This window comes from Neobacillus sp. BP17 (genome assembly GCF_059579525.1).
In genome coordinates this window covers 2,598,827-2,618,697 of sequence record NZ_CM184198.1, presented here as the reverse complement: position 1 = coordinate 2,618,697, position 19,871 = coordinate 2,598,827, and the positions used below count along the sequence as shown (strand labels likewise).

General features: G+C 41.2%; 10 protein-coding genes. 2 read left to right on the top strand and 8 right to left on the bottom strand.

Annotated features, from left to right (window positions below; all coding sequences use genetic code 11):
* Window positions 1–203 precede the first annotated feature (203 nt).
* Window positions 204–1,889, top strand: coding sequence for an Ig-like domain-containing protein (locus AC4QJR_RS12660; protein ID WP_496526404.1), 1,686 nt, complete (start codon window positions 204–206; stop codon window positions 1,887–1,889).
* 421 nt (window positions 1,890–2,310) lie between these two features.
* Here the strand turns inward: AC4QJR_RS12660 and AC4QJR_RS12655 are convergent, their stop codons facing one another.
* Entirely contained in the window at window positions 2,311–2,517 is a 207-nt protein-coding gene (locus tag AC4QJR_RS12655) for a glycosyltransferase family 2 protein (RefSeq protein ID WP_496526403.1), read from the bottom strand.
* A 452-nt stretch (window positions 2,518–2,969) separates the two neighbouring features.
* Here AC4QJR_RS12655 and AC4QJR_RS12650 point away from each other — a divergent pair, with 452 nt between their 5' ends.
* Window positions 2,970–3,629, top strand: coding sequence for a VOC family protein (locus tag AC4QJR_RS12650; RefSeq protein WP_496526402.1), 660 nt, complete (start codon window positions 2,970–2,972; stop codon window positions 3,627–3,629).
* A 149-nt stretch (window positions 3,630–3,778) separates the two neighbouring features.
* Here the strand turns inward: AC4QJR_RS12650 and fdhD are convergent, their stop codons facing one another.
* The 7 genes from fdhD to AC4QJR_RS12615 all read right to left on the bottom strand — a co-directional run bounded on the left by fdhD (window position 3,779) and on the right by AC4QJR_RS12615 (window position 19,796).
* Window positions 3,779–4,594: a formate dehydrogenase accessory sulfurtransferase FdhD gene (gene fdhD / locus AC4QJR_RS12645; protein ID WP_375376634.1), complete on the bottom strand. Its 816-nt coding sequence runs from the start codon at window positions 4,592–4,594 to the stop codon at window positions 3,779–3,781.
* A 16-nt stretch (window positions 4,595–4,610) separates the two neighbouring features.
* A complete protein-coding gene (locus tag AC4QJR_RS12640) occupies window positions 4,611–4,967 on the bottom strand; it encodes a Na-translocating system protein MpsC family protein (protein ID WP_496526401.1) in 357 nt (118 codons plus the stop codon).
* A 92-nt stretch (window positions 4,968–5,059) separates the two neighbouring features.
* Window positions 5,060–5,539 carry a helical membrane plugin domain-containing protein gene (locus AC4QJR_RS12635; protein WP_375376636.1) on the bottom strand — a complete coding sequence of 160 codons (480 nt, stop codon included), beginning with the start codon at window positions 5,537–5,539 and terminating at the stop codon, window positions 5,060–5,062.
* The gene (fdhF, locus tag AC4QJR_RS12630; protein WP_496526400.1) at window positions 5,539–8,511 is read right to left on the bottom strand and encodes a formate dehydrogenase subunit alpha; all 2,973 of its coding nucleotides are present in this window, start codon (window positions 8,509–8,511) and stop codon (window positions 5,539–5,541) included. Before fdhF ends, AC4QJR_RS12635 begins: the two co-directional genes overlap by 1 nt.
* A 60-nt stretch (window positions 8,512–8,571) precedes the next feature.
* On the bottom strand, window positions 8,572–9,384 hold the full coding sequence (locus AC4QJR_RS12625) for a formate/nitrite transporter family protein (RefSeq protein WP_496526399.1): 813 nt from the start codon (window positions 9,382–9,384) through the stop codon (window positions 8,572–8,574).
* 771 nt (window positions 9,385–10,155) lie between these two features.
* On the bottom strand, window positions 10,156–11,172 hold the full coding sequence (locus AC4QJR_RS12620) for an SDR family oxidoreductase (RefSeq protein ID WP_496526398.1): 1,017 nt from the start codon (window positions 11,170–11,172) through the stop codon (window positions 10,156–10,158).
* A gap of 281 nt (window positions 11,173–11,453) precedes the next feature.
* Entirely contained in the window at window positions 11,454–19,796 is an 8,343-nt protein-coding gene (locus tag AC4QJR_RS12615; RefSeq protein WP_496526397.1) for a glycoside hydrolase family 94 protein, read from the bottom strand.
* Between the last annotated feature and the right edge of the window lie 75 nt (window positions 19,797–19,871).

The following is a 19,871-nucleotide window of genomic DNA, read 5'->3' as shown; positions in this document are numbered from 1 at the left end:
ACATCATAATCATTTGGATTTGCTGGTATTAACCAAAAACGACATGCATTCTTATGTCCTCTATCTTCAAGTTCTCTACGGCGGTTTGTCGCAATTTCTATAGGTTCAACAATTTTAATGGATTAAGAATTAAAAAGATATCAAACTATTTATGATACAATAGAGAGATAGACAAATATTTACATAGATTAGGGAGTGGAGTATTGAAATCGATCTTATTAAAATTAGGTTTATTAACAACTCTTTCTGTTGGTTTAGTTGCTGGAAAAGCATCAGCAGAAGAAATGGATTGGGCTACAAAATGTTTGTCAATGGGTGATATTCAAACAGGTAAAAATCCATCTTATCAACAAATTAATTGTTTATTAACGAACGCTGCATTAAGTAAAAATATACCTCCTGAAGTTGTAAAAGCGGTCGCTGAGCAAGAATCTGCTTGGAGGCAGTTTGATAATTACGGTAAAGTCGTTTCTGACGCTCCGGATAATGCTAAGATTAGAGGCTTTGGCATTATGCAAGTTACTGACTCTGTTCCAGATCCTGAAAGAGTTAAGAGCGATATTATTTATAATATCGATCAAGGTTTGAATATTTTAAATGAAAAGTATAAATTACAAAATCCTTCTAGTGTTCCTAGAATACCTAGAATAGCGGGTGCGGGAAGAGAAATCATTGAAAATTGGTATTTTCCTGTCATGGCATACAATGGCATAGTGCCATCGAACAGCCCAATATTCCGTAGCGATGGAGCTAGAAATTGGTATACATATCAAGATCAGGTATTTAGTAAAATTGAAAGACAAAGCTTTTATGATGATACAAAATTAGTTCAATATCCATTTGAGTATAATGATTTTGAATACAAAACAGATTTCAGTACAGGTTTTAAGTTTAATAAATTTGACTATGTTTTAACTGATGTGCTCCATGAGTCAGGTTATTTACTGAAAAAAGGTGACGTTGTAATAGTTACTGAAAATAAGACGAAATTAAGGGAGGTTCACCCTACTAGTGACTCAAATGGAAGTGAACAACCTTTAAATAAGACGTTTATTATCACTGGAAATTTTGAATACACTAAACTAGGTAGCAAAGATTATAATGAAAAGCACTATGTTTGGTTCCCAGTTAAATCTACTGATGGAGCATTATCAGGTTATATCTCATCTGCTTATCTAGCGAAAAAGAAAGATTTCGTTGCTCCAATTGTAACTGGGGTTAAAAATAATTCGAATTATAATAAAGATGTAAAGATTACTTTTGATGAAGGTACCGCCTTATTAAATGGAGCTATTTTCAAAAATGGTGCTACAGTTACAAAAGACGGCAAATACACGTTAGTTGTAAAAGATGAAGAGAGTAACACAACTACAATTAAATTTACAATTGATAAAACTAGACCCGTTACACCATCGATGAATAGTGTTTCAGATCTTTCGACTACTGTAACAGGGAAAGCTGAAGCTGGAACCACTGTGAAATTATCAATCAACGGTAAATACCAAAAAAGCACAACAGCGGCATCAAGCGGCAACTACAAATTTACGATTTCGAAGCAAAAGGCCGGAACAACAATTAGTGTAACTGCCACAGATAAAGTAGGAAATGTAAGTGCATCGAAGAGTTTAAAAGTCGTTGATAAGACGCCGCCAGCTATTCAAAGTGTTAATAAAGTCACTTCTAAATCTAAAACTGTAACTGGAAGCGCCGAAAAATACGCTTCAGTGAAAATCTATAGAGGAAGTAAACTTATTGGCAAAGGGTCGGTTTATTCAAATGGCAAATTTTCAGTAGCTATAAAAACTCAGAAAGCAAATACTTATTTAAAAGTTTACGTGATTGATAAAGCTGGTAATAAAAAATACCGGACGATTAAAGTCGTAAAATAATCCATACGATGCGATAAGAAGTGAATCTCTTATTGCATCGTATTTTTTTATGTAATCTGGATATAAAAGTGGAGAAGTGCAAAGCTTGTTGAAGCTTTGCTTGACTGTACCAATTAAACCATCCTAGATGTGGGTTTGTTCGACTCTCTCACTTTCATTTCTCCCTCTTAAAATTCCCCGCTATTGCAGGAACACTCTCGAATTCCTTCTTCATGTCCCGAAACGAAATCACATCATTTCCTCTATCTTCACTTCAGTATTAATTTAAAATAATAGCAAATTATCATTCCCCTGCATCATAGTAATATTAGCTAAGTGTAAGAAGAAAAGGCGACAACCAGAAAATAAGCAGCGTGTTTAACCATAATAGGCTAGTCCATTGGTATATATACCCTAAAAATTCTTCTCTTCCTCGCATTACCTATAATGACAATATTCTCTCATCCTTTCTTTTGAATTCTTCTAAAATGGTACGGGTGTTATCAGTGCTAGCGTTATCTAAAATGACCCATTCAAAATCAGTAAATGTTTGATTTAAGACGCTGTTTGCACACGCTATTATATAGTTTTCCACATTAAAAGCATAGGTGACTATTGAGATGGCTGGTGTCTTTTTGGGTTTAGTCATATGTTCCTTAAGCAATTCCTTTATTTTTTTTGATACTACAGTTTAATTTTCCCCATAAAAAATCTCGGTTCAATACCGGGATCCTTTACAAAAACGAAATAGCCATATTCCAATTGTATTTTATGAGTAATCCTTCCTCTTATCCCTTAGCAGCCATGACATAGTCTTCCAGTTGCTTAGGCTGGCCTGTTTCCGCTGAATGGTTAGCTGACAGTGTGACAGCTAATGTTTTCACCGCTTCGGAGTAAATATCCTAACAAAATTTGTTAATAATTTATCTTGGAATTTCTCCTGCTGCTGATTGACGCGAACCTTACCTTTCTAATTTTTTACTCATTGATCTCAGCCAAAAGTCTGAGGTAAATTACATCCAATTATGGGGGATTAATCTTGAGATTTATTTTAACATTTCCAATATACAATCTATTCATATGATGAAAGAGGTTATAGTTATGAAAATAACAAACTTAGATTTAGACACTTCTAATTTTGAAGAGATGAAAAAGTTTTACTTGGAAGTTTTAGAACTACCATTAATAAATCAAACAAGACAAAACTTCTCGGTGTATGCAGGAGAAACGGTATTAACATTTCATCTAAGTGAGAATAATCCTAAGTATCACTTCGCATTTAACATTCCAAATAATAAAATAGACGAAGCAATGCACTGGCTTTCATCAAAAGTCGATTTAATTAAATATGAGGATGAATATGTTATTCATTTTGAGAGTTGGAATGCTCATTCCTTATATTTTGAAGATCCTGCAGGTAATATTTTAGAGTTTATTGCACGTCATAACTTATTAAACTCGACACCAGGTCCTTTCACATATAAGGATATCTTGAACATTAGTGAAATCGGGCTTCCATTTGAAGACGTATTAGGAGCAGTAGATGTACTTCATTCTTCTTTTGGTTTAACTACGTGGAGACCGCCATCTCCAACATTTAGTACCATTGGAGATGAGAATGGGCTTATAATTGCTGTATCTAAAGGTAGACAATGGTTTATGTCAGATATCATTGCAGATTATCAACCATTAAAGATTGCAATAGAAACAGGCAAACAACACAATATAATATATGAGGGTTATGTTATAAATTCGAAGTAGTAGATTATTGATTTTAATTAACAAGGGACTTCTCTTTTGAAGTCCCTTGTTAATTTCCTTTAATTTTCGGATCCACCGTTTCGTTTGCCAAAGGCTATCCTAAAATTAACATTAGAAAAGCACCGCTCCAATGATGAAACGGCACTTCTTTAAGTAAGTGATTGAACCCCCTGTACCTCAATACGATCCGGTCTTGTATAAATATTTAAAGAATGATTGCGAAGAAAACCAACGGTCGTAATTTGAAGCTCTTCCGCCAGCCTAAGGGCCAGTTCGGTGGGAGCTGACTTTGATAGAACGATGCCGCAGCCTATTTTGGCTACCTTTAGTAATACCTCTGAGGAGATACGGCCACTAAAAACAATAATTTTGTCTGAAAGAGAAATGGAATATTGCAAGCAATGACCATAGATTTTATCGAGGGCATTGTGGCGTCCTATGTCCGTTCTGTCGACGATGATGCCGTTAGTGTCACAAAGGGCCGCATTGTGAACACCCCCTGTATCCTGGAAGATAACGGACGACTCCTGCATTAGTCGCATTAAATGAAAACATTGGTCAATAGAAATTGTAGCATCTACGTTTTCCAGCGGCTTAACGGTTCTAGCATCATTATAAAAATAAAAGCTTTGACGGCTTTTTCCACAGCAAGATGTGACAACTCGTTTGGAATGGAACAACTCGTTTAATTTGTTCACCTTATGCGTATTGACAATCGCACGGCCTGTCGCTTCTATAATCGTTAGCTCTTTAATTTCCGTAATATTTCTGATAATCCCTTCAGACGCCAAAAAGCCAACGACTAGTTCTTCAATGTGCTCAGGGCTGCAAACAAGTGTTGCGAATTCTTGGTCATTCAGAACAATGGTAATCGGATATTCCGTAACGATGGTATCCGTTATTTTGTGTATGGCCCCTGCCTCGTACCGCCATATATTGCTTTCCCTTTTCATTGGCTGATCCATGCTTTTTCACTCCTAATTACTTTCCCGCGATCTGCTGGTCAAAAACAAAAACAGTCATGGCAATATCTTCACTTATATTAATATCAGAAAATAACCGTACTACTTTTGCACCCATCAGGTTTTCAAACCGTATAAGGACCTCAGGTTTTTTATAGATTTCCTTTACAAATCGCGTTCTCGTTTCATGGACCATCTGATCGCCATGTTCGGAAGTAATCATAAACTTCTCCACATTTGTCAGGTTCCCTTTCATTTCACTGATCGCCCAGGAACCGATAAATTTAGTGGTGATTTCCTTTGGACCATTGCCGACATATTCTTTTCTAATTTCCCGAACAAGCATACTAAATTGATGCTCCAGATTCTTTGGCATGACTGTCCTCCCTATCTATACCAGTTAGTTTGATTCTAAAAAGGAAACCCATTCATGACTATAACGAATGGGTTTGTATTTTGTCTTTCATCCTACTCTTTTAATCCTTCACCCATACCTTTTAAAAGGTTAAATCCAAATCCTAAGACACGATTAATATCAGGATCCTTTAAGGCTTTCATTAAATCAAAGATGCCAATCTTCGAATCCTCTTTTAATCCCTGCTCCGCCTTTTTCAAGCCAGCCGTTAAGCTTTTAGCGAGCTTACTTGTTGTTTCGGGATCAAGCTCAGTCAGAATTCCACCTGCCGCCATCGCATTATTGATCATGTTTGTGACAGGCTCACGTGTAAACTGATGGACCGCAATTTTTGCTGCTTTCTCTTTCGCTTTTAGAAGACTTCCAAAAGCGTCTAGGATCCCACTATCATGTAATTCCTGGAGCAGATTCATTGTCTCAAGAAGCGACTCTTTATTTTCTGCAACCCCGCAGAGAAGATTCTCCAGGGATTGCATTTTCTTTTGTTCTTCTGTCATTTCTGTCTTTTGAATGACTTTAATCGGCTGAGCCATTACGCATTCCTCCTGTCATAGAAACCAGGGTTAATATGCTCGTTTACTTCTGCAAGCGGAGTGTAATCCCCGCGTTCCCACTTGCGGTAGATTTCAAGCCCCATTTGCGGTGTACGAGTGGCATTACGTGGATTATACCTTGGAAGTGGATTTTCACCATTCTGTTCAAGGACTTCCATCCGCACTTTTGTTTGTTTGTACGCTGGTGTATGTGTTACGACATCCACTGCTCCACCAGTCAGTAGGTTCACCGCACTCTCGTGGCTTGAGGAATGCATTGGCACATAAACCGTTTTTCCTTCCACACGATCGGTTACAAGAACAGGGAGTTTAATAGCACCGTATGGTGATACAAGACGTACAAATGAACCGTCCTTTACACTGCGTTCTTTTGCCAATTCCGGAGATACTTCCACAAACACTTTCGGGAATTTGTAGTTAAGTCCCTCTGATTTTTGTGTTAAGTTTCCTTCGTGGAAGTGCTCCAACAATCGTCCATTATCCAATGCGAGATCGAACTCTTGCGGGAACTCCATAGGCGGCACATAATCGAATAAACCAAACCGTGCTTTTTTATCAGGGAAATTAAAGCCATCTTGGAAAAGCAATGGCGTGTTTGATCCATCAAGGGAGCCCCAGTGAAAGCTGTTCCATCCTTCAAGAACCTCATAGTTACACTGGCTGAAGAATGGTGTTAAGCTTGCCATTTCGTCAAAAATCTGACTTGGATGGGAATAATTCCAATCGAAGCCCATTTTTTTCGCGAGCTGTGTAAGAATCCACCAGTCCGGTTTACTATCTCCTAATGGCTGTAAAGCTTGGTACAATCGCTGCACACGACGTTCGGTATTGGTAAACGTTCCATCTTTTTCAAGAGATGGAGCGCCTGGTAAAATTACATCAGCAAATTGGGCGGTTGTTGTTAAAAAGATTTCTTGTACGACAAGGAAATCTAACTTCGCAAGCATCGCCTGAGTATGATTGGAATCAGCATCGACCCATGCCATATCCTCCCCAGCGATATACATCGCCTTCATCTCGCCTCTATCAACAGCTCCAAGCATTTCAATATTGTCAAGGCCAGGATTTGGAGAGATTTTCACTCCATAGGCCTTCTCAAATTTTTCTCGGATTTCAATATTTGTGACTGATTGATAACCAGGGAAGATATTTGGCATTGTTCCCATGTCAGCTGCACCTTGTACATTATTATGTCCTCGTAATGGGTAGGCACCAGCGTTCGGACGCATCATGTTGCCTGTTGCCAGAAGCAGGTTCGCAATGGCAACAGATGTATGTGATCCCGCGATATTTTGTGTTACACCCATTCCCCAACAAATGACTGTTCCATCCGCATCACGAATCATTTCAGCCATTTGGATTAATGTTTCTTTTGTAATACCCGTAATCTTCTCGGCCTCTTCCAAACTATAAGGCTCCATCATATCCAAAAATTCATCATAGTGATTAACATGATCTGTGATAAATTTCACATCGTGCCAACCTTGGTCAATGATATACTTCGTAATAGCGGAAAGCCATACATAGTCCGTTCCTTGCTTTGGACGCACGAACAAGTCTGCGCGGTCACCCATTTCATGTCTGCGCACATCCACGGTGATTAATTTTTGCCCATGAAGTTTTTGCGCGCGCTTAATACGAGTGGCAAGCACAGGATGTCCTTCTGCAGGCGCACATCCCACCAGGATGACAAGCCCTGCACCCGCGATATCCTGAATCGTACCTGAGTCGCCGCCGATGCCTCCGGTTTGCTGTAATCCCCATGAAGCTGGTGATTGGCAATAACGAGAACAGTTGTCCACATTATTGGTTCCAAACACTTGACGAGCCATCTTTTGGATCAGGTAGTTTTCTTCGTTCGTAATTTTAGATGAAGATATAAAGCCGATTGCATCGCTGCCATGGGTTTCTTTAATTCCGCCAAGTTTTTCTGCAACAATTGAGAGAGCCTCATCCCAGCTTGCCTCCACAAACACATCACCTTTACGGATTAAAGGTGTGGTAATTCGTTCTTGTGAATTGACAAAATCCCAGCCGAATTTCCCTTTTACACAGGTGGAAACACTATTAACTGGCGCATTTTCAGATGGTTCAATTTTAAGAATTTCACGGTCTTTGGTCCATACTTCAAATGAACAACCCACACCGCAGAATGTACAAACAGTTTTCGTTTTCTCGATACGCGTTTCCCGCATGGCTGCCTCTACTTCTGAAACGGCCATAATGGTTTGATAATCAGGCTCTACAGCTTTGACGATATCAATCATAGGTGTAAGCAATTCATCGGAAATACCTGTCATAAATCCTGCATTTCCAAGCATTGATTTTTCCATTAATGCGTTACAAGGACAAACGGTCACACATTGACCGCAGGAGACACATGACGATTCGTTAATGCTTTTCCCTCCGTCCCATAAGACACGGGGCTGCCCGGTTTCCCAATTGATGGTTAGCGTTTCATTCACTTGAAGATCCTGACAGGTTTCCACACAGCGTCCGCACAAAATACATTGATCAGGGTCATAGCGATAAAACGGGTGAGACATATCTACTTCATAGCCCTTTGAACGATGCGGGCGTGTTTGGTGTTCAATTCCCATCAATTCCGCCGTATTATGTACACGACAATTACCATTGTTATTATCACATACGGTGCAATATAATAGATGGTTTTCTAGAATACGGTCCATGGCTTCCTCTTGGGCTTCTTTTGCAAGCTCAGAAGAGGTCAAAATGTCCATTCCGTCCTCGACCACAGTGGAACATGCTCGCATAATGCTGCCGTTTACTTCACACATACACGTATCACAGCTCTGTACCGGTCCGAGAACTTCGGAATAGCATATGTGCGGATGCTCCATTTCCTGCTTTAGTAAATAGTCTAAAATACGAGTTCCTTTTTCTACTTCGTGTGCTGTTCCGTTGATAAGAACATTCACTTTTTCCTTCACAGTAAGTCCTCCTTAGTAAAAAAACAGAGAAATCTATTAAACTATAAAAATTAATAGTTATTAACTTGCTTTTTTAATACTAGATTTTGCTTTAGATGATAATTGAAGAGAATCCTTGTGAACCGTCCAATAGATCAAGGCTACAAAAACACCGCCGCCAATTGCATTGCCGATAACTACCGGAATAAAGTTTCCTATATAATCTGCCCATGTGAAGTGCCCCGCGAAAATCGCTGCCGGGATGACAAACATGTTGGCCACTACGTGCTGAAAACCAATCGCTACAAATCCCATAATCGGGAACCAAATAGCTAATATTTTTCCACCGATATCGTCTGCACCATAGGCAAGCCAAACGCCTAAACAAACGAGCCAGTTACAACCAATCGCAGAAATTAGGGTTTTAATAAATGTTTCATCTATTTTAGCTTGGGCAATCCCAACAGTTTTAGTAAGAAATGGACCAGCTTCCGTTAAACCTACAATGTGACCAAAGAAATAGGCAACGAAAATCGCTCCAATAAAGTTACTAATTAATACTAGCAGCCAATTCCTACCTAGTTGTGCTAGTGTCGCACGCTTTGCTAGAACAGCAATCGGAAGAGCCATCATATTCCCTGTTAACAATTCGCCGCCTGCAATAATGATTAACATGAGGCCGACTGGGAAAACCGCTCCTCCCAATAGAGAGCTGAAGGTCCCCCATTCTTTCGGGAGATCAGCAATGACTCGAATATCTAATAAAAATCCAAGTGCAATAAAAGCTCCACCTAAGAATCCTAATAATAGTGCATGTTCAGCACGCATGGATGCCTTTTTCGCGCCAGCATCCACTGCTAATTCCGCAATACGCTGCGAACTATGAAACGCCATATTTTTTCCTCCAGTTAATTGAATGTAAAAAGCTTTTTGTTCATACAAAGGGGACAATAGCCGATCTCTTCGTACACTGTTTTTACGTGTAAATAAAAACGCAAAAAAGCCCACCATAAATCGGTTTCCATGCCATACATGGACCGTTTTACAGTGGGCTGATAACTGAGCATTTATTATACTAGCAATCCATCCCGCTACAGAAACAATGGAAGAACAGGATATATAGTCAATTATTATTAACTTACATCAATGAACGTTCCATCCTCTATAAACCTTTCTTATAGTAACATGGATTCATTGATTTGTGAACATTTTACGAATTTTTTTCAACTATTGATTTAAAATTTTTAACTCTTGTTATAACTGAATGTGGATTTTGTGATGATGGGAAAATAAAGGTAAAAATTCCACTTAAATTGGGAAATACCCATATTTCCCTATAAATAAAGGAAGTTTTTCCCCTAATATGATCCAAATCGTTGGATTTTGTCTTATTTTAGAGCAGTTAAAGGGAATATCTCCCCTTATTTCCACTTCTTAAGCTTCTTCTATTTACATTAACCGGAATTTCTCCGCCTATGAATTCTCACACGTAATCAACATTAAATAATAACAGAGCAACTTATCCGTCTGTTTTCTTATGAAAAAAAGCAGGATTCCTAATTTTTTGTTTTTATTGGTGACGAAAATTAGTATCTGCCAACGTTTATGGTTTATCTCTCCAATAATTAGTCATCTTCTTTTTTAAAGAACATCCTTTTATAGGATCTATTCATTAATCATCTTTAATGCCGTATTTAATGCGTCAATAACCCTATCACACCAAATGTCAAATTCCTCATCCGGTATTTGTAGTTCAGGATGTGCTAATATGTATTCGACCGTTTGCTTAATCCCTTGGTCAAATCGGGTCGTAGCAACAAAATCGGGAACCAGTCTTTTTAGTTTAGAATTATCGAAAACGACGGAATTGGCCTTATCCCCCAATAATCCCCCCCTGTAATCCTCTTTACTGCATGCATCCAAAAATTCAGATGACACATGGATCGCATTCAGTTTAACTCCGAGTGCATCCGCGATGGCCTGGTAAATTTGATTCCAGGTAAGACTTTCATCGGAAGTGATATGAACAGACTCACCGATTGCATGGATATTGCCCATTAATCCAATAAAGCCCTTAGCAAAATCACGATTGTGTGTCATCGTCCACAATGATGTTCCATCCCCATGAATAATAACCGGTTTATTCTCCAGCATTCGTTTGGCTACCTGCCAGGCACCTTTGCTTCCTTGTACTCCAAGAGGAATCGAACGTTCGTCATAGGTGTGACTTGGTCTTACAATAGTAATCGGAAAGCTTTCCTCTCGATAAAGCTTCAGCAAATACTCTTCACAGGCAATCTTATTTCTCGAATATTGCCAATATGGATTTGATAATGGCGTTCCTTCTGTAATTCGATAGTCGGACAAAGGAGTTTGGTAGGCAGAAGCGGAACTAATAAAGATAAATTGTTTCGTTTTCCCGTTAAATAATCGATAATCTCTTTCAAGTTGTGCAGGTTCAAACGCAATGAAATCAGCAACAACATCAAATTCTAAATCTTCAATCAGTCTGGAAACTTGGTCTTCATCATTAATATCGGCTTTAAGTAAGTTTACCCCTTCTGGCAAGCGATTCTTCCGACTCCCCCTATTAAGAAGATAAAGCTCACATCCCATTGTTACCAATTGCTTCGTTATGGCAGAACTAATCGTTCCCGTCCCACCGATAAATAAAGCTTTCATTTTTCCACCTCCGCTAATTTTCAAGCAAGCCATTCTATTAAAACGTTAACAAATAATTATTCTATATTAATTTCGAAATTCCTTTTGTAGTTATTATAACTAAAAATATTAAAAAAACGGGAACACTGACCCCCTTAGTGCAGGTTGTGTTCCCTATCCCTATCAATTAGATATTTTAATTAGTGGTTCTTTTTCAATGTCTTACTTTAATTGGCCTGTTCCCATAATCCTAGACCCTATTTTTATTAAGTAAAAGGAGCTTACCCATGTTTTTATTTTTCCTAAATTCTCAATTCCACATGATGGTCGAGTCCGTCATCTCGTAATTCCACAAATGGTCCTGCAGCTTTTTCCTGTTTAAGAATCGGAATTTGCACGCCGTCAACAGTCAACTCGCTTCCACTGCCACCAGACCCATTCTTAACGTTAATGTGGTAAAGAGTCTTCCCAAATCGGTACGTAGCAGAGAATCCCGGCCACTCACTTGGAATACGCGGATCAATATAAAGACGAGTTTCTCGGCGCCGAATCCCTAGGATCCACTCGATACCTGCCTGATAAAACCACCCTGATGCACCCGTATACCATGTCCATCCTGAATGACCCTGATTAGGTTCTGCCGTATACACATCAGCGGCTATAGCGTAGGGTTCACCTGTATATCTTCTTACTTCTTGGTCAGTACGAGTATGCGTCATCGGATTAAGCATTGTAAACATCTCCATTGCCTTATCACCATTCCCAAGCTGACACCAAGCGATGATGCCCCAAATAACTCCATGTGTATATTGGGCACCATTCTCCCTGATTCCTGGTGGATAACCTTGGATATATCCAGGGCTTGGTTCTGTCTGATCGAAAGCTGGAGTCAATAGCCGAACAATAGCAAGGTCCTGCTCGACGAGTTCCCTGTCAAACGAGTTCATGGCCTGAACAGCACGATCCATTGGTGCCGCACCTGAGATTACGGACCATGATTGCGCAATGGCGTCAATCCGGCACTCCTCATTTTGAATGGAGCCGAGCCATTGTCCTGCATCGGTAAATGCACGTCTGTACCATTGACCATCCCAGCCCTCATTGTTGAGAGAGTCTGTTAACTGTTGCCGCATTGTCTGGAATGACTCCACCCGTTCAGAATCCCCACGTAATTCGCAAATCTCGGCAAATCGGTTCAGCACGTCACAAATAAACCAACCGAGCCATACGCTTTCGCCTCGTCCTTTCACACCAACCTGATTCATGCCATCATTCCAATCTCCTACACCGATTAATGGCAAACCATGCTCACCAATCCGGCTCAATGCCCGATCGATCGCTCGCAGGCAATGCTCATATACAGATCCCGTTTCAGAAGAACGTACGGTCGGTTCATAGCGTTCGTGTTCACCCTCAGCAAGCTGTTCACTCACTAGGAACGGTGCGACTTCGTCCAAAACCGTTCGATCACCAGTATGCTCGATGTAACGTGAAACTACATACGGCATCCATAATAAATCATCCGAAAACGTCGTCCGGATTCCACGTTCCGTTTCTTCATGCCACCAGTGCTGCACATCCCCCTCTAAATATTGGTGGGAGGCGTGGAGCACGATTTGTGCTCTTGTTTTTTCTGGCATCGTATGCAGGAGTGCTAGCGAATCCTGCAATTGATCGCGAAAGCCAAATGCTCCTCCCGCTTGATAAAAGGCCGTTCTGGCCCATATTCGACAGGCAAGAGACTGATATAATAACCACCCGTTCAACATAAAATCGGTTTCCTTTGACGGGGTTGACACTTGAATTTGGCCTAAATGATGGCCCCAAAAAGAAGTAATCTCCTCCATCGCTTGATCACAAGCGGAAGGTTGGCTGTATTTCTCAGTTAACTGTAAGACACTCTCTTTAGAATCATCGCATCCTAATAAAATATAGACAACCTGCTCTTTCTCCGGGTCTAACGTGAGCTTAGCCTGAATCGCACCACAAGATTCGTAATGGGTGCCTGTCTGACATGACAATCCCACACGCTCCATTCCCGCTGGATGTTCCATAGTTCCATTTCGTCCTATAAATTCGTTACGGTCCGCGGTCCACGTAAGATCGTTTAAATGGTCTGGGCCCTTATCAGCACCCATCTGTGGATACATCCCCAAAAATGCGGTGGCATCACGGAAGGTTTCTTGATATGTGTTTTTGGCGATCATGACCCGCGCGGACTCATCCCATTCCGTCACAATAAATGGTGCATTCATCTGTCGCTGAACCCCTAATACCCATTCGGCATAATAGGTAATAGAAATCTGCCTTTGCTCCGTAGTCTTGTTTTGCAGCTTCAACTTGATGATTTTTACCGGATCCTCTAATGGTACATATACCATCATTTCGTGTTTAATACCGTTTCTTTCGTGATCAAACTTTGTAAATCCTTTGCCATGCGTTATTTTATATGGCTCGTTTGTATGATCTGCGGATGGTGCAACTGACCAGAACTGACCACTTTCCTCATCTCTTAAATAGGCTGTTTCCGTGGGCGGATCAAGGACGGGATCATTGGACCATGGCGTTAGCTTGCATTCACGGCTGTTCTGCCACCAGGTATAACCCGATCCCATCTCGGAAATGAGACAGCCAAAACGAGGATTGGACAGGACATTAATCCACGGCGCCGGTAAGTGGTTTCCATTTTTAATCATGAGCCGGTACTCTTTTCCATCGGGAGAAAAACCACCCCACCCGTTGAAAAATAACCAATCTTTCGTTTCCGCTTGAATGGCTTGACCTGAAGAAACGAACTTATTTCTTGCAGAAGACACTGGATTAAGTTGGGCCGGCAACCCATTTTTCGTTTCAGACCTAAGCGGTTCATTTTCTGTTTCAACCTTAGGCAATCGCATTTGCGTTTCTATACTAGCACCGCCTGCACGGAACTCGACACGCGCTACGGCCATTAACAATGCTTTGTCCTCCGCAGCCAATTGATTCGAGGCAATCACATATACTCCAGATAAACCTGCACCAAATCGGTCCACTCCATGTTCTGCCGCCTGCTGAAGTGCTTCTTGCAAGAATTGTTGATAACCTTCCTCCGATTCGTTAAGGAGTACAAGGTCGAATAAGAGACCAAGTCTCCTAATGTATTCATGGCCTGTTAACATTTTTACAACGAACGGCATTTGGCTTCGGTCTTCAATTCGGACGAGGACGATCGGTCGATCACCAGATACCCCAAAACTCCATAGTCCAGACTGACCTTTTCTATTGATTGAAATATTTTCACTACGTCCCTCTTTAAGCGGAGGAGTATATAAAATATGACCTGCCAGCCTTTGAAAATCAGTTGCCTCTCGATTCGTTAGATGCAGATTACGAATTTCAATCTGTCCTCGGTTCCATGATAATTGAAACGCCCGTTCCACAGCTTGATTAGGAGCAAACTTACGGATAATTTCGATGGCATCTTCCTTTGTCTCACTAACCGAAGTGACGGCCACTAATCGAATTTCCTTGCCAGGTTCAATGCAAATCCGCCGTCTCATCACAAAGGCTGGATCGGCCACTGAACCAACCTTACCACGAAGGCGAGACCGGATTCCGTGGGGATTGGATAGCCGATAGCCTCGGCCAATAAAGCTTGCGCGGTCTGTTTCAAATTCTACCGTTCCAAGGGTATCACCCTCCACCATGAGTGAATGTGCCGACCAGAGTGTCTGGTCCTTTGCTTCACGAGGTCTTCGGCCAGCAATAAGGCAGCCTGATCCAGCATCGAAAGCCGTCCGGATAAAAAGCTTGCTAAAAGCAGTATGTGCAGCATCTGCGATCGGATTGGACAAAGCAAGCTCAACAAAAGTAGTAACCTCCAAAACTTTTGCTTCGTCACCTTTATTGGTTAATGTTATTCTACGCAGCTCCGCATTCCATTCCGATGAAACGCAAATTTCCATATTTGTCTTAACCTCTCCATCCTCCCGCATATACGTAGCACGATCTAATTCAAATTTTACGAGTTGTTCCGGAGAATTCACTCGGCATGGCTGGTACGACGGCGACCATACTTTATCTTGGGAGATATCCCTTATATAAACATAGCTCCCCCATGGATCCATTACCGGATCCTCACGCCATCTAGAGAGCAATAAACCTTTGTACTGGCTAAAACCACTGCCGGTATTCGTTACCACTGTTGTGAACGAACCATTTGAGAGAACACTGACCTCAGGAACCTTTGTGTCAGGTGAAATATACTCTCTTACAGTTGGAACATCCTGAGCGGTTTTGGAATAAGGCTTGTGCACACGTCCCAAGGCTGGATGCTTAATATACTTCGGCGTTTTAGGAATCCGCTCTTGTAAAAGTAATTCTGCTGAACGGATTTGTTTGTTCCGATGGAATCTCTCTACCATTGTTTTTGGCAGCAATAGGTTCGCTAAGGTTAAGAAACTCATCCCTTGATGATGGGCCATAAAACTTTGAATCACCTGATGCTGCTTCCCATTAGGGAGCCTTTCTTGCGTAAAATCCATTGCTTCATAAAAGCCATATTTACCTCGACCATTTAACTTCTCTATTTTTTTCAAAGCATCCAAAGCCTGATCCTTTGCAAATGGCAGAGCCATGATCGTTGCATACGGTGCAGTAACTAAATCTTGTTCAAGTCCTCGTTTAAAACCGAGACCCGGGACACCGAAGGCCCGATATTGGTAATTCATTTGGTAATCAAACGCATAATAGCCTGACTCAGAGATCCCGAATGGCACTCCTCTCTGGTGTGCGTATTGAATTTGGCGATCCACAACTGCAGCATACGTCTTTTCCCACAAGGTATTTCGATAGGTCCTCATTAACAGCCATGGCATTAAAAATTCAAACATGGTTCCAGACCAGGACAAGAGGACGGGCCGTTTCCCCACTTTTGTCATCGTTCTTCCAAGTACATGCCAATGGGATACAGACACTTGACCAAGCGCAATCGCGACAAAGCTAGCAATTCTTGCCTCAGACGCCATTAAATCATATAGCACTTCATCCTGTGTATTTCGATCAGCATGGTATCCTAAGGAAAAAAGATTAGCTCTATGATCAAATAGTGGCTGGAAATTGGTTTCTTCAATCAATTTTTCAATCCGTTTAAGCAACACATGACCCCTATCGCGCCATATACTATTTGCCTTCTTACCACTTCGTTGTCTCGAGACATCTGGTGCGATTTCTTCGGAAAAAGCCGTTTTCAGTCTTTCATCGTTATGAAAGTGGTAAATCGGTGTTTCCTTTTTATCAAAAGAGTCTAGCCACTCAGCTAAGCCTTCCTTTACCGTAATCAGACAGCCCACTAAATTTCCAGAGTCAACTGTTGATATATACTTCGGTGACAACGGGTTCAGTGTTTCCGTGTCATACCAATTGTATAAATGCCCTTCCCACTTTTCCATCCGCTCAAGTGTCTCCAATGTCCGCTCCAACCGTAAAATTAATCCAGGGGTATCAATAAACGCAAAATCCCTCGCCGCTAATGCGCAGGTAAGATACATCCCTATATTGGTAGGAGAGGTTCGATGCGCTACCCCGTTCGGCGGTTCCATTTGCACATTGTCAGGCGGCAGCCAGTTCTCTTTTTCGGTAACAAAATCTTCATAAAAAGACCATATTTGCTGAGCCAGGTTCGTTAATTCTTCGAGCTCCTCTTCCGAAAATGCCAAACGTTCCTCTGGAGATGGCTGATCGAGCCACCTTATGACAAGTGGAGCACATATCCACATCACCGTTAATGTAAGCCCAATGACCTGCACCACTGTATTTTCATGAAATAAGGTTGCCGCCAAGAACAAAAGACAAAGAACATAACCTCCTAACATGGATTGGAGCAAAGGAGTCCCCTTCCGTTCACTATTCCGATTCACTTCATCCGTTGAGACCCACTCGAGCATCCGTTTTTTTGAAAACCATAAACGATACAACGATCTCACAATAGCATCAAGCAAAAGGACTATTTGAAACGGCAAGGTAACAATCCCTAACAAGACTTGAGCCGCCGTGTTTAAAATACTACGCAGATTCATGAAACTTGTCTGAAAGGTAACAAGTTGGCGAAGAACAGGCAAGAACCATGTCGCAGCCACCAATGCGATCCAGCGTAAAGGTGATCCCGGAAGGATCGTGACTGCTAATAGTGTGGTAATAAATAGTGACGTAGACATTAGACTCCGCCGTAAATTATCAATGATCTGCCACTTTGTCAGGACAGACATATCGACTGGCAGCAGTTCACCTCTTCGGTTCTTCACTCTTGGCAGCAACCATAGTAATAGCTGCCAATCTCCTCTTACCCAGCGATGCAGCCGCTTTTGAAAGACGATAAACTTCGCTGGATAATGATCAATTAATTCAATATCGGAAAGCAGGCCTGCACGCAGGAAACTCCCTTCAAGTAAATCATGACTCAACACCCGGTTATCCGGAATCCGTTCACATAGCACTTGATAAAACGCATCTACATTAAATATTCCTTTTCCAGTGAAAATCCCCTGACCCATTGCATCTTGATACGGATCAGAAACGGCAAACGCATATGGATCAAACCCTGGATCCGCTGAAAATAGACGGGCAAAGCGCGATTTCAATGACGCCTCATGACTCATACTGAGTCTTGGTTGAAGCACCCCGTAGCCCTCGATTACTCTTGTCTTTGTATCATTTAGGATCGGTTGATTATAGGGTAGATGCAGTGTACCAATCATTCGCTGGGCGCTTTCCAGTGGAAGCTGCGTATCAGAATCGAGCGTAATGATATAACGCACATCCTGAAGCGTAGTCAACTCGGCTTTTATTAAAGCAAAGCTTGTATCCTTTCTCCCTTTTAGAAGCTCTACAAATTCGACTAGCTTTCCACGCTTTCTCTCCCATCCCATCCAAACACCTTCTGACAGGTTCCATTGCCTCTTTCGCTGAAAGAGATGAAAGTTTGTGCTGGAATAGGTCGTTCGCAATCGTTCAATTTCTTTTTTAGCCGCTGTTAAAATGACTTCATCCTGTTCTAGTGACTCTGTCTCCGCATCATGGAAGTCGCCAAGTAACGCAAAGTGGAGATTGGAATCCCGATTCGCTAAATAATGCAATTCAAGCCGGTCTGTCAACTCCTTTACTTCTGTGATCGATGACCAGATGACAGGAATCACGACAATCGTTTTCGCATCAGCGGAAATTCCTTTTGAAAAATCAAATCTCAATAATGGGACTGGACTTTTGACTCGTTCAATAAACCAATGAGCTGAAGTAACCGCCCATTCTGTCACTGGGAACAAAAGAGTTCCTAGAATAGCAAGCCATTGAAGCGGTGTAAAAAATTCATCCCAACCTATCCATATTGAAAAGGCAATCAAGAACACTGCGAAGTATACTGCTAACATATTAAAATAGGTCCCTGTGGCTCGGCGCATTAAACCTGTTTCTGGGAGAGCTCGTGGTTTACCACACATTTTTAACGCTTGTCTCAATAGCATCATGCCATTGGGATCTAATAAGTAATAGGCAACAAATAATTGACGATTTTTATCCTTGCTATATTTTTCGTTAAGTTCCTTTCCATATGTATCTGCTCGTTCCTCGCTATTTTCCTGTTCTTGCGATTCCTCACTTGATAGTTTCTCTCCATATTTATCCGCGAGCTCCACTGCTTGTGCTGCCACAAGATTTTCCGGCAGATTTAAACGTCTCGAAAGGCTCTCGATCCTCTTTCGAAGAGTATCACGACTAGAGAAATCAAGTTGCGCATAAAGGCCAGTCCTCTCTTTCCTTAGTGATTGCTCCACCATGCTAATTTGCTCAAAGGTTTCCTTCCAATCCCATCGAGAAAGCTTACGCAAGCTAGTGATTAGGTTACCTGTTGTTACTTGGAAGGCTGCTTGGAGCTGATATTCATATGACAATATGTGATCCAGGCTCTCTGGTCCATTCTCCAATTTGCAAATAAGCCATTCACCGACTGTTGCCGTATAATCCGCTCGCTCGCGCAGATGTTTTACCAAATGGACAATCATCGGACCAGAAAGAGGCATTTCTTGTCCAGCTTCCTCTAATACTTGCTTCAGTTTTTCAGGGGTGATCTCTGTGGTCTTGATATCGGTAAGTAACTTTTCAACCAACACACAAACATCGCGTCTTTCCTTAACTGTATCCATGATTTCGGCCAACCGGCGAATCAAAGCCACCCTCATAATAAGCGGCACAGCCCAAACTTCACCCATTGTCAGTACAGAAACTTCTTGATAAGACTGTAGATAGGAAATATATGAATCCATATCTAAAAGCCCGTCGTTAAATTGAAGATAGTTTGTACAAATCGAATAAACTCTAGAATCCCCCGTTTTTTTGAGGTGGGGTAAAGAGTGAACAAAATTTTTCGTCAACTCTTGGTTTACTACAAGCACCTGCTCTTCCAAAAATTCCGCGTTATCTAGTAACCATTCTTCGGCTGGCTGTGAACAGGATGAACGATTATCTCTTAAGTCGTTAACAAAGTTACGCAATTTCTCAAAGTCGGACTCATTTGACCGTATAAAGCGTGTTGATTTCTTTCGACTTATGTAAGGATCGTGGGTTAATGCTGTTTTATGCGCTTCTTCTCTTAACTGCTCTTTATTAAAAATCAAATTATTCCCCCCAAAAAGGCATTTTTCACCAAGTACTATACTGATAAAAATTGCCCATTCCGGCTGGAAAATATG